Annotated in this window: 7 protein-coding genes; all 7 read left to right on the forward strand. The window is 50.6% G+C overall.

Translation table 11 applies throughout. The features are described from left to right. Positions 1-15 precede the first annotated feature (15 nt). The 7 genes from V8N38_RS07760 to cpsG all read left to right on the forward strand — a co-directional run bounded on the left by V8N38_RS07760 (position 16) and on the right by cpsG (position 13,275). Positions 16-1,185, forward strand: a complete 1,170-nt coding sequence (locus V8N38_RS07760) for a hypothetical protein (RefSeq protein ID WP_232094933.1) — start codon at positions 16-18, stop codon at positions 1,183-1,185. A gap of 1,085 nt (positions 1,186-2,270) precedes the next feature. Continuing rightward, positions 2,271-5,276 (forward strand): beta strand repeat-containing protein, encoded by a 3,006-nt coding sequence (locus V8N38_RS07765; RefSeq protein WP_147839522.1) that lies wholly within the window; start codon positions 2,271-2,273, stop codon positions 5,274-5,276. A gap of 380 nt (positions 5,277-5,656) precedes the next feature. Further along, a complete protein-coding gene (locus tag V8N38_RS07770) occupies positions 5,657-7,423 on the forward strand; it encodes a type I secretion system permease/ATPase (protein ID WP_147839521.1) in 1,767 nt (588 codons plus the stop codon). Positions 7,424-7,477: 54 nt separating this feature from the next. After that, the gene (locus V8N38_RS07775; RefSeq protein WP_147839520.1) at positions 7,478-8,809 is read left to right on the forward strand and encodes an HlyD family type I secretion periplasmic adaptor subunit; all 1,332 of its coding nucleotides are present in this window, start codon (positions 7,478-7,480) and stop codon (positions 8,807-8,809) included. A 2-nt stretch (positions 8,810-8,811) separates the two neighbouring features. Further along, positions 8,812-10,188, forward strand: a complete 1,377-nt coding sequence (locus tag V8N38_RS07780) for a TolC family outer membrane protein (RefSeq protein WP_147839519.1) — start codon at positions 8,812-8,814, stop codon at positions 10,186-10,188. A gap of 276 nt (positions 10,189-10,464) precedes the next feature. Further along, the gene (locus tag V8N38_RS07785) at positions 10,465-11,889 is read left to right on the forward strand and encodes a mannose-1-phosphate guanylyltransferase/mannose-6-phosphate isomerase (RefSeq protein ID WP_147839518.1); all 1,425 of its coding nucleotides are present in this window, start codon (positions 10,465-10,467) and stop codon (positions 11,887-11,889) included. A 12-nt stretch (positions 11,890-11,901) separates the two neighbouring features. Further along, complete coding sequence (gene cpsG / locus V8N38_RS07790; protein ID WP_147839517.1) at positions 11,902-13,275, forward strand: phosphomannomutase CpsG; 1,374 nt, start codon at positions 11,902-11,904, stop codon at positions 13,273-13,275. The last annotated feature ends 18 nt before the right edge of the window (positions 13,276-13,293 follow it).

Consider the following 13,293-nt stretch of genomic DNA (forward strand, 5'->3'; position numbering starts at 1 on the left):
TCTAAGAAAGGAAATATGATGACAATAGTGTCAGAGAATGTACTTCTTGAGAACAGTAAGTGTAGTGAGTCTTTTTATCTAAAAACCTTACGGTGGTTAATAGCACTATTTATAATTGCAAGCCCTTTAAGTCCCTTTGTTGCTAATACGACGATTTATTTGTGGATTCCGCTAGTGTTTTTTGATTATCAATATATAAGATCTTTCAGGGCGGTCTCAAAGGCTGTCTTGCTCTGTGTCTTTATTTGGTTAAGCATGTGTTTTTTATTCTTTAGATATGATTTGGCGCTTAAGTCTTTTGTTCTTATCTTGGGGGTATCTTATCTAGTCAAAGTAGGAACACCTATTACCAATAAAGTTTATTGCTGCATGTTAGTATCGATAGTATGGTGCGTAATACAATTCATTGCATATCAGATTAATCCCTCTTATTCTGCTGCGATTGGTCCTGGCTCCATATCGAAGTTTTTCTGGGGCGAGTTTGCAACGATGACTTTTACCAATCAATACACGCTTTTCCTGTTTCCTCGCATGTCAGGTTTATCACGAGAGGCGGGTTTTTTTGCTTCTCTGCTAATTATTTCTTTCATGATACGTACTAGAGATAATAAACTCAATTTTATCGAGAAATCACTTTTTCTTCTTGGTTATCTTTTCAGTCTCTCGAAGTCTTCGATTACACTAGTTCTCTTCTTTATTCTTTACCCGATGAGAAAATTATTGAGAAAGGTCCCCGTTATTGTCACCTTTATCGGGTTTATTGTCATTTTCGTGTCACTGGCACAATTTTTAAATATTGGGGCGCCGAGCTACTTTATGGTTAATGACTCCATAGCTCACCGCTTATCAGCATCATATCTTATGCTCCATATGAACATTGGCAATCTTCTCTATGGCTGCAACACAGAGTACAATTGCATTGTAGACTACCAGCCCCTGGTCGGTTACCTTACTGATCAAGGTCTAATTCCTGCTGTTGGATTGTCCGGGTTAATTATGGATATGGGGTTACTTGGATTTGTTGGGGTGATATTTGCTTTTTTGATACTTAAACTGGATAGTTATGATGTTGCGATTGTGGCTATATTTACAGCAACAGTTTCTTTCTTTACGGTTGACAGCTTCATAATACTTACTTACTTTTATATTATAACTAATCATAAAGAAAAAAGTAGTTTCGTATAGTATTCTGAGCATTGATTACTCAATGCTCTTTAACGTCTGACCTTGTTAGAAAAATAAGTTTAGATAAAGCTAGCCCTTCTAGAATACTGAGGGGCTCTTTCTAGATAAGGATTCTCTTACCTATAAGCAGTGTTTAGTGAGGCTTGGCCTCATGCCATTTTCATATACCAATTCATCCCATTATTTCGAAATAAATTCGCTTCCATAATCAGTCCCAGTCTGGATTCAGTGTCCGATACGTTTTCATAAGCATCCTATTCTATACAAACCCCAAACCCCAAACCCCAAACCCCAGTATTGAACTGCATTATGTAGTCTTGGCCTTTCCTGACCCATCAATGCCATGATGCTGTGCTTACATCCTGGGTTTAATTCCTAACATTCCTAACGTCGATACATGTAAATACGTAGACATCCGTTGCGATACAGAGAGGCTATGTAGAGCGAATTCCCCTCACACCACACAGGATCTGCCAGTGACAGATTTTTTTTTGAATCTGACGACGTCTAAAGCAGGATCTGGCACTCCTCCCTCTACGGCTGGTTTTTTGCCTTCGAGTTAGAATAGGCTCTGCTGTTCTGTTTCCTCGCCGCTTATAACCCCTCCCAATCGTAATTATGGCTAGGTTTTCTTTGGCTGACAATCCGAGTGTAAGAGAGAAGAAAAATTGAGTGCCCCTGTCCATACAGGATCGTTCTTCAGGTAAAATGCAATAGTGTTAATATTTTTCCGTTCTGTTTGGATAAATTCTTCCACTACAACCCGTAGTTAATCTCAGAATATATTTTTTAATGATATGGATTGAAGCTATTTTTTTAGAATGGATTTAGACACGTGGTTTGTCTCGTATTTTCGCATCTATTTGTTTTGCTTTTTCTATTTGGTTTTTTTGTATTGTGGTGTTAATCAATGATGCTATTTTTTAATTGCCGTGAAATGTATTGCTATCCTTTTGTTTTTGTATAGGAAAATTATTATTTTTAATTCTTGACAGAAAAAAGAAGCTGTACTTAACTTAAACTGCTACTCGTGGTTGTCTTTTTTTGTTTTTTGTCGTCCATCATATTGAATGATTGGGGGTTTTATGGCTTCTTTAGCAGTTCAAACAAATGTTGTTGCGATGTATTACGCTATTCTGGGGCAGAAACCCAGCGAGGCTTTTTTTGACATTCAAGGCCAAAATATCCAGTATGGCCTGCAAACAACGAGTGATTTTGTTAACTCTGTGCTGACATCAACCGATGGACAAGCTCTTTATGCCGGTAAGTCGGATTCTGATATTTTAACTGCTGTATATACTAAGGCTTATGGTGTTGCTCCTACAGCTGCTGTTCTGTCGGGGTATTTGACTAACGGTGACACGTTGGCACAAAATATTGCATCACTTACTATTAGCCTGATTACTTATAACGGATTTGATAGTACTTTATTATCTCAGCAGCAAGCTTTTCAACAAATTTTGAATACTGCACTCTATGCAGGAGATGGTGCTGCGACAGGTTTGGGGGGAACTACAGTTAAAGGAATTGCATACATCATGGGGACTTACCCTACTGATGCTATCTTGCAATCCATTGGTACAGGGATCAACGGGGGCACAGCGACTGAAATTGACGCTGCAACTGCTTTACTACAACTTCGTCCTGGATTGGTTACTGCTACCGCCACCAATTTTGTCAAAAGCATTTTTAAAGCGGGTTATTTACGTGATCCGACGACCACTGAGCTTAATACATATCTTAATGAACTCACATCTGGAGCTAGTCGGGCTCAAGTGATTGTTAATGTATATGACACATTGAAAGCTATAACATCAGGTTCCGATCTAGCTGCCAAACAAAAACTTGTGCTTAGTTCTCCAAGCTATAACGATGGTTATTTACCGGCAAACATGACCAATAAAGAGCAACTTGCATCTCTTTACTTATCTGTTTTTGATCGCCAAATTGATGCTCTGGGGTTGAGCAGCTATACAAGGCAACTTGAGCGTGGAGCAAAAAATTACGACGGAATCATTAAAGAATTTTTGGTTTCTCGTGAATTTGGTATTCATTTCCCGAAAGGCATTACTTTAAGCGACTATATTCAGCTTATTTATACTGATGTTCATGGTGTTGCCGGCACCGCCGCACAGCTCGCACCGTATATTGCTCTGGGCACGGATAAAACGGCTATCACGTTAGCTATCATCAACGATCTTCGTAACTCGACGGCCACTGACGTCACAACCGTAACTCAACAGCATGGTTTTGAATTTGATATCGGTACCAGCTTGCTGTACAAAACAGCTGCGTCTCTGACGGCAACGGCCGCCGGCGGCAACGCGACGGGCAGCGTCAACACCGGCGCATCTCACCAAATTAGCAACGCCGAAACGGCGGTACTGACGGATGTCCAACTGAACGCCAACGCCGCCAGCCTGGTCAACCTGAAGTTCGCCGATCACCTGGCTAACCTGACCATCAACGGCACCAGCGCTGCAACGGTGAACCTGTCTGATAACGGCGTCAACCCTGGCGTGGCGGTGACTGTCAACAACGGCAACGTCATTCTGAACGCCAGCTCCGGTTCAGACAACGTGGTCGTGACTTCGACGGCTAACATCGCGACCGGGACCGCACAGTTTAACCTCGGCGCCGGCAACGACAGCCTGCACTGGGCGGGTAACGCGGTCTCCGGCGGTGCGAACACCGTTGCCAATACCGTCAAGGCTGACGGCGGTACCGGCACGGATTCCATCTCTGCCAACTTCATCACCAAAACCGTCGTGACCAACCAGAACGCCCTGGGCGTTCGCACCAGCACCGTGACCAGCAACGCCAACAACTTCTCGAACTTTGAGCAGATTGATCTGACCGGTTATATCGGTAAGTCTGTCGGTACGCTGATTACGACACCGCTGATTGGTTCACCGACCACCACCAGCGTCACTACGCCAACCAACACCTTCGACTTTGGCCTGACCAACGGCACGTCTACGGTAGAAGGTACTACGGGCGGTACGGTCACCCAGAACGCAGCGGCGACCAACCTGGGGGCGCAAGGGTTCGTGATCTCCGGCCTGGCTAACGTCAACGTCATCAACGCTGCCGGCGGTAACGCCGCACAGCTGGAAGTGAAAGGCGATGCGACCTCAGCCAGTACGCTGAACTTCACCTTCGTCCAAAACGCCACCGACCACTTTAACATCAACTTTGATGCAGTGAGCTCGGCGAACGTGAATGCCGGCGCCATCAGCCTGAACAGCAGCAGCAGTGCGCTGTTGGGCACCGCGCTGACGACGGTGAACGTGGCTTCCGGCGGTACCGGTTCGTTCAACAACATTCTGTCCCTGGCAGGCACCAATGCGCAGGTTCAGACTGTCAACGTGACCGGTGACCATGCGCTGAACTTGACGTTGGGTAGCGGCTTCAGCAACGTTCGTGACGTTAACGCTTCTACCAATACCGGCGGTTTGAACCTGGATTCAAGCCATGCGGGTACCGGTGACGGTATTATCGTGCAGCTGTTGAACGCGTTGCCACTGAGTGCGGTTACCACCGCATTGCTGACCCCGCTGCTGAACACGCTGGGTCTGAACGGTTACCAACTGACGGTAGAAGGGACGTCCACGGCCGACAGCTTCAACGTACTGGGTAACACCACGTTGACCGGGGGCACCGGGGCGAATATCTACGATCTGAAATCCAGTACTTCGCAGGCGGGGGTCACCATCACCGACTTCAGCACTGCGAAAGACAAAATCGTGGATGCGGCTTCCGGCCTGACCCTGTCCAACACTGGTACCGCGGTGGCGGATTACGGTACTCGCGCTTCAGATACGTTGGATGCGCTGTTAGGTTCACTGGTTGGCGGTCTGACTACCGGCGTTGTCGGTCTGTTGGGCGGCATCTTGGGCCTGAGCAATCCTAACTCGCTGACGGCGAAGGTGGGCGTGGCCTCGGTGGTGTTCAGTGGTACAGGTAACAATGCTGACTCCTATGTGATTATTGACAATAACAATAACCACACACTGGATGCTAACGATACCGTCATTTACCTGACTGGCCAGAACCACCAGCAATTGGTGGATACTCTGCACTACGCCTAAGGGTAAAACCACAACAGCCAATAATTCCCTATGGAACTATTGAGTTTTAAATAATGCGGGGGGGTTATTCCCCCGCATGTTTAAATTTGTGAGCAGCATCATCCTCTCTAAGTTATTCCATTTCGTTATCTTCCCGTTGCTTTTTCATTTTCCCGTATCATTCTGTTTTATCATGCCTTTTTAAGGCGTGATGGCCGGTTTTTTTTTTATACCCTACCTTGCCGGTTTTCACTTTCTCTACCTATAGTTAACAAAAGTATCTGCAGTCTCGGGCATTTCTTTGGGGTGAGTCTTCTCGGGATAATTCTTTTTTAGGAATTTCTTTAGGGAAGAGGTCAATGCGGATTGGACTGACAGTGCACATGATGTAAGGGCAGAACGTGAATCAATTTATCCCGCGCAACGAAATTGCGGATGTTATACGGACGCGCAGTAAAGTCTTCTGGACCGTTGGTATATTCACTGCGTTTATTAACCTGTTAATGCTGGTGCCTTCCATTTACATGCTCCAGGTTTACGACCGGGTGCTTCCTTCGCGTAATGAAATCACGCTGTTAATGCTGACGCTGATCATGCTGGGTATGTTCGGCATGATGTCCTTGCTGGAATACGTGCGCAGCATGGTGGTGATCCGCATCGGCAGCCAGCTGGATATGCGTCTCAATACGCGTATCTATACGGCGGCTTACGAGGCGAATTTAAAGAACGGCTCTTCCGATGCCGGCCAGATGTTGAGCGATCTGACCAACGTGCGTCAATTCCTGACCGGCAGTGCGCTGTTCGCCTTCTTCGATGCGCCGTGGTTCCCTATTTATCTGCTGGTGATTTTCCTGTTTAACCCTTGGCTGGGGTTGTTCGCACTGGTGGGCTCCTTGCTGTTGATCGCCCTGGCGATGATCAACGAAGTGGTGTCGAAGAAACCGTTGGCGGATGCCAGCCGGCTTTCAATCATGTCGGGCAATCTGGCCAGCACCAACTTGCGTAATGCCGAAGTGATTGAAGCGTTGGGGATGTTACCCAACCTGAAGGGGCGCTGGTTCAGTTTGCATCAGCGCTTCCTGAACAGCCAACGCATCGCCAGCGAGCGGGCATCACGGGTCACGTCGATCACGAAGTTTGTGCGTCTGTCGCTCCAGTCGCTGGTTTTGGGCCTGGGGGGCTGGCTGGCGATCGATGGGCACATCACGCCGGGCATGATGATCGCCGGTTCCATTTTGATGGGGCGCACGTTGGCGCCTATCGAGCAGGTGATCAACGTTTGGAAAAGCTGGAGCTCCGCCAAGCTGGCTTACCAGCGCCTGGTGCGTTTGTTGGAGCAGCATCCGCCGCGCGGTACCGCCATGTCGCTGCCGCGCCCGGAAGGGGTGATTTCCGTTGAAGGGGTGACCGCGACGCCGCCCGGTTCGAAGGGGAGCGCGGTGTTGCATAACGTCAGCTTCGCCATTCAGCCGGGAGACGTGCTGGGGATTATCGGGCCGAGTGCGTCCGGCAAGTCGACGTTGGCGCGCCTGCTGGTCGGCATCTGGCCGGTCAGCGAAGGCATCGTGCGGCTGGACAACGCCGACATCTACCAGTGGAACAAGGACGAGCTGGGGCCTTACATCGGCTATCTGCCGCAGGATATTGAGCTGTTCGCCGGCAGCATCGCGGAGAACATCGCCCGCTTCAACGAGCTGGACTCGGAGAAAGTGATCGAGGCCGCTAAGTTGGCCGGGGTACATGAGCTGATTCTGCGCTTCCCCAATGGCTATGATTCGGTTATTGGCAGCGGAGGCGCCGGGCTTTCCGGCGGACAGAAACAGCGTATCGGTTTGGCGCGCGCGCTGTATGGCGATCCCTCTCTTATCGTGCTGGATGAACCCAACTCCAATCTGGACGATGCCGGCGAGCGGGCGTTGAACCAGGCCATTACGTTCCTTAAACAGCGGAATAAGACGGTGATCCTGATTACGCACCGCACCAATCTGCTGGCGATGACCAACAAGCTGTTGCTGCTGGTTAATGGGAACGTCAATGCGTTTGGCCCAACGCAGCAGGTGCTGCAGGCCTTGGCGAATGCGCAAAAAGCGCAGGTGCCAACGCAGGCGGTGCGTGCGGTGAACTCCGAGCCGGATGAAGGCGATGTTCCTAAAACTCAAATTAATTAAGCCGTGAACTGGCCTGGCGGCGCCGTTGCGTCGCCGGCAGTCAAAGGAGTTGGTATGTCTACGCATATTGGCGAGCCGAATGACTCGTACTCAGAACAGATCCCGCTGGATGAGCGCCGTTATACCCGTCTCGGGTGGTTGGCGCTGGGTGTGGGCGTGTTCGGTTTCTTGGCCTGGGCGGCGTTTGCACCTTTGGACAAAGGGGTCGCGTCGCCGGGATCGGTAACCGTTTCCGGCAACCGTAAAACGGTGCAGGCACCGGCCAGCGGCATCATCAAAAATATCGTGGTGAAAGACGGCGACAAGGTGAAAGCCGGCGAAGTCCTGGTTCAGTTGAGCCAGGTGCAGGCACAGGCGCAGGTCGATTCGCTGCGCGATCAGTATTACACCACGCTGGCGACCGAAGGGCGCTTGCTGGCTGAACGGGACGGTCTGAGCAAGGTCACTTTTTCCCCTGTTTTCGCTCAGGTTAAGGAGCAGCCACGTGTCGCGGAGATCGTTGCGCTGCAGACGCAGCTGTTCGCCTCCCGCCGCCAAGGGCTGCAAAGTGAAATTGACGGTTATAAGCAGTCGATGGACGGGATCCGTTTCCAATTGAAAGGCCTGCAGGACTCACGTGCCAACAAACAGATCCAACTCTCCAGCCTGCGTGAGCAGATGAACAGCATGAAACAGCTGGCGGCGGACGGTTACTTGCCGCGCAACCGCTATCTGGAAATTCAGCGCCAGTTCGCCGAGGTGAACAGCAGCATCGATGAAACCGTCGGGCGGATTGGCCAACTGCAAAAGCAGCTGCAGGAATCTCAGCAACGCATCGATCAGCGCTTCGCCGACTATCAGCGCGAAGTCAGAACGCAGCTGGCGCAAACCCAAATGGACGCCAGCGAGTTCCGCAACAAGCTGCAAATGGCCGATTTCGATCTGGGCAACACCGCCATCACCTCACCGGTGGACGGCACCGTGGTCGGATTGAATATCTTCACTCAGGGGGGCGTCGTGGGAGCGGGTGACCACCTGATGGACGTGGTACCCAGCCAGGCGACATTGGTGGTGGATTCTCGCCTCAAAGTTGACCTGATCGATAAGGTGTACAACGGGTTGCCGGTGGATCTGATGTTTACCGCCTTCAACCAAAACAAAACCCCGAAAATTCCGGGAACGGTCACGCTGGTTTCCGCCGATCGTCTGGTCGACAAAACCAATGGCGAACCTTACTACCAGATGCAGGTCACGGTCTCGCCGGAGGGCATGAAAATGCTCAGTGGCGAGGACATCAAGCCGGGGATGCCGGTGGAAGTGTTCGTGAAAACGGGGTCACGCTCGCTGCTGAGCTATCTGTTTAAACCTATTTTGGATCGCGCTCATACTTCATTAACCGAGGAATAATTTTGATTCATTCAAAACGACAGGCTGCCGGTCTGGTTATCGGCACCCTTTTGTTTGCGATGTCTGCGCCGGTTTATTCGATAGGGATTTTAGACGCATATTCGCTGGCATTAGAAAAGGACCCGACCTTCCGGGCGGCTATAAAAGAAAAAGAAGCGGGAGATGAGAACGAAAATATCGGCAGGGCGGGGCTGCTGCCGAAGGTATCGCTGAACTACCAGAATTCGCCGCGCAACTGGCAAACGCAGAAGTACCCGCAAAGCGATTTCTTTGGCAACATTACGGAAGCGACGCGGCGTCAGCAGTACCGCAGCTACTCCAGCTCGGTGACGTTGACGCAGCCGCTGTTCGACTATGAGGCCTATGCGCGTTACAAAGGCGGCGTGGCGCAGACGATGATGTCGGATGAACGCTACCGCGGCAAACTGCTCGATCTGGCGGTGAGGGTGATCAGCGCCTACGTCGAAGTGGCCTATTCCAAAGATCAAATCGCCTTGGCCGAGGCGCAAAAAACAGCCTATAAAGAGCAGCTGGCGTTGAACGATCGGCTGATGAGCGCGGGTGAGGGGACGTTGACCGACGTTTCCGAAACGCAGGCGCGCTACAGCCTGGCCGAGGCACAGGTGATCGAGGCGCGCGACGCGCTGGATGCCGCACAGCGCGAGCTGGAGGTGATCATCGGCGTGCCGTTGAATCAACTGGATGAGCTGCAGGTCTTACGGCCGGGCAAGTTCCAGGTGGCTCCGCTGATCCCGTCGAAGTTTGAAGAGTGGCAAAAGATCGCCCTGGAGAATAACCCGTTGCTGGCCGCCTCGCGCCACGGCGTCGATGCGGCAAAATACGAGGTAGAGAGAAACCGCGCCGGCTTTATGCCGAGTGTGCAACTCTATGCTTCGCATTCGGAGAACGATTCCAGCAGCGACAACACGGTTAATCAGAAATATCGCACCGACAGTATCGGGGTGCAGGTGAGTTTGCCGATTTACTCCGGTGGCGGCGTGGCGGCCTCAACGCGGCAGGCGGCGGCACGCTACGGCCAGGCGATGGCCGAGATGGACACGCAGGTTGGCTCGACGCTGAACGATCTGCGCAAACAGTTCAATCTGTGCATCAGCAGCCGCGCCAAGCTGGCGGCCTACGAGCTGGCGGTGAAGTCGGCGACCACGCAGGTGACGGCGACCCGGCAGAGCGTTTTGGCGGGGCAGCGCGTCAACGTCGATGTGCTCAACGCCGAACAGCAGCTCTATAGCGCCCAGCGCGATCTGGCCTCTGCCAAGTACACCTACATCAAGTCCTGGATTACCCTGCTGAGCGACTCCGGCACGTTGGACGAGAAGGATGTGCTGCGCGTGGCGCAGTATTTCGCCCGTAGTAGCTAGCAGCATATTCTCTATGAGCATTAATCTGAAAGAGCAGCACAGTGCTGCTCTTTTTTGCGTTAATACGTTATGTTATCGGCTCGTGATTGCTCTCGTATTTTTGCTAACCTAGCCTATTTCTTTACATAATTGCTGTTAAAAGGCAGTAGGTTAGAGGAATTTATATTTTTAGTAAAAGCGCGGCGATTGGTTGACGATCGTATGAGTTTTAGAATGATGGTGCCGCTGAGGCGTGGCGTCTTCGTTATAAGCATGATTCTGAGTAAAGGGTAGATAATGTCCAAACTAATTCCTGTGGTTATGGCCGGCGGTACTGGGAGTCGTCTATGGCCGATGTCGCGAGAATCGTTTCCTAAACAGTTTTTGTCTATTGATGAGAGTGGCGTAAGTCTGCTGCAACAGACGTTACAGCGTTTGTCGGGCCTGGCTGGCATTGAAGTTGCCGCCCCTCTGGTCATCTGCAACGAGGAACATCGTTTTTTAGTTGCCGAACAATTACGTGAAATTGGACAATTAGCGACCAATATTATTTTAGAGCCCGTAGGGCGTAATACCGCCCCAGCAGTGGCGTTAGCCGCTCATCTTGCTGCTGAGGAAGACGAAGAGAGTATGCTTTTGGTGCTGGCAGCGGACCATCTGATCACCAAAGTGGATAATTTTCACGCGGCTATTCAGACGGCTATTTCGTTTGCAGAAAACAACCAACTGGTCACGTTTGGCATTATCCCTGAGCACCCTGAAACGGGCTATGGCTATATTAAGCGTGGCGAGCACCTTTCCAATGCATGTTTCAAAGTTGATTCGTTCGTTGAGAAGCCGCGTTTGGAGAAAGCGGTCGAATACCTCGCCAGCGGTGATTACAGCTGGAATAGCGGTATGTTTATGTTCAAGACGGCCAAGTTCCTGCAGGAACTGCGGCAATTCAGTCCTGAAATTTTCAGCACTACCCAGCAGTCTGTGAGCAACAGCCAACGCGACATGAATTTTATCCGGGTTGAGCAAGACATCTTCAAACACTGCCCGAGTGACTCCATTGACTATGCGGTGATGGAAAAGACGCATGACGCGGTGGTGATTCCTATTGATGCGGGCTGGAGTGACGTCGGTTCCTGGTCCTCATTGTGGGAAGTGTCAAAGAAGGATCATTTGGGTAATGTCAACGTGGGTGAAATTATCTCGATCGATTCCAATGACAACTACATTTCCTCTGAGTCCGCGTTGGTGGCGACCATCGGGTTGGAAAACCTGGTTGTGGTCAACACCAGTGATGCTCTACTGATTGCTCATAAAGACAAAGTGCAGGATGTCAAAAAAGTCGTCGATGAGCTTAAAAAGCGAAACCTTCATCATTTCCGCCAGCATTCAGCCTCTTATCGCCCCTGGGGCAAAATTTGCGACATCGACAGCGGCCCGCACTTCCAGGTGAAAAAGATCATTGTGCGGCCTGGTGAAGGCTTGTCAGTACAACGTCATCTCCATCGGGCTGAACATTGGGTGGTCGTGAGCGGTACGGCAAAAGTTAACGTTGATGATAAGGAGTTCTTCTTATCTGAAAATCAGTCCACCTTTATTCCTGCGGGCAGTGTCCATACGTTGGAAAACCCCGGCAAAATCGATTTGGAAATGATTGAGGTCAGGTCGGGGCACTATCTGGAAGAAGATGATATTGAGCGTTTGCAAGATCGCTATGGCAGAGTTTAATAGGGTTTGGTAATGCAAAAATTGACGTGTTTTAAAGCTTATGACATTCGGGGAAAGCTGGGCGAAGAGCTGAATGAGGACATCGCGTATCGTATTGGACGCGCTTACGGCGAGTTTTTGAAACCCAAGTCTATCGTATTGGGCAGCGATGTACGCTTGACCAGTGAAAGCCTGAAGCAGGCGCTGGCGAAAGGCTTACAGGATGCGGGGTCCGACGTTATCGACATCGGCTTAACCGGGACCGAAGAAATCTATTTTGCCACGACCTATTTAAAAACTGATGGTGGCGTGGAAGTCACCGCCAGCCATAACCCTATCGATTACAACGGCATGAAGTTGGTGCGTGAAGGCTCTCGCCCGATTAGCGGCGATACAGGATTACGAGCGATCCAGGAGCTGGCGGAGAAAAATCAGTTTCAGGCACCGGCAGCAACGCGCGGCAGCTACGTACGTCAGGACGTGTTAGGGGCTTATGTAAAGCACATTCTGTCCTATGTCGATGTGAACAACTTCAAACCGTTGAAGCTGGTGATCAACTCGGGCAATGGCGCGGCAGGGCATGTTATCGATGCCATTGAGGCGCAACTGAAGGCGCAGGGCGTACCATTGGAGTTTATCAAGGTGCATCACCAGCCGGACGGCACTTTCCCTAACGGTATTCCCAACCCATTGCTTCCTGAGTGTCGTGCGGATACCGCCGATGCGGTGCGTGAGCATGGCGCTGATATGGGCATTGCGTTCGACGGCGATTTCGATCGCTGCTTCCTGTTCGATGAAAAAGGCGATTTCATTGAGGGTTATTATATCGTCGGCTTGCTGGCGGAGGCCTTCTTGCAGAAACAGCCGGGCGCGAAGATCATCCACGATCCACGTCTGAGCTGGAACACCGTCGATGTGGTCACCGATGCTGGGGGCGTGCCTGTGATGTCAAAAACCGGCCATGCTTTCATTAAGGAGCGTATGCGTACGGAAGACGCCATTTATGGCGGAGAGATGAGCGCCCACCACTATTTCCGTGATTTTGCTTATTGTGACAGCGGCATGATCCCGTGGCTGCTGGTCGCTGAGTTGGTCAGTGTGAAAGGGAAAACCTTGGGACAGCTGGTACAGGATCGCATTGCTGCCTATCCGTCTTCCGGTGAGATCAATATCAAGCTGGCCCAGCCGGCCGTGTCTATTGAAAGCGTTAAGCAACACTATTTGGCGCAAGCCGACGAGGTGGACTACACCGATGGCATCAGTATGGCGTTTGCAGGCTGGCGTTTCAATCTGCGTTCCTCCAATACGGAACCGGTAGTGCGTCTTAATGTCGAATCACGTGCTGATGTTGCGCTGATGCAAGAGAAAACTGATGAAATTCTTGCGCTGCTCGCTGCAAAAATTTAATGCTTAGTACATTGAAGA

It is taken from the genome of Serratia nevei, assembly GCF_037948395.1.
GTDB classification, from domain to species: Bacteria; Pseudomonadota; Gammaproteobacteria; order Enterobacterales; family Enterobacteriaceae; genus Serratia; species Serratia nevei.

Excerpts from the sequence above, each read along its gene's own strand:
- V8N38_RS07760 (WP_232094933.1), top strand. The coding sequence starts at position 16 with ATGATGACAATAGTGTCAGAGAATGTACTTCTTGAGAACAGTAAGTGT.
- V8N38_RS07765 (WP_147839522.1), top strand. The coding sequence starts at position 2,271 with ATGGCTTCTTTAGCAGTTCAAACAAATGTTGTTGCGATGTATTACGCT.
- V8N38_RS07775 (WP_147839520.1), top strand. The coding sequence starts at position 7,478 with ATGTCTACGCATATTGGCGAGCCGAATGACTCGTACTCAGAACAGATC.
- V8N38_RS07785 (WP_147839518.1), top strand. The coding sequence starts at position 10,465 with ATGTCCAAACTAATTCCTGTGGTTATGGCCGGCGGTACTGGGAGTCGT.
- cpsG (WP_147839517.1), top strand. The coding sequence starts at position 11,902 with ATGCAAAAATTGACGTGTTTTAAAGCTTATGACATTCGGGGAAAGCTG.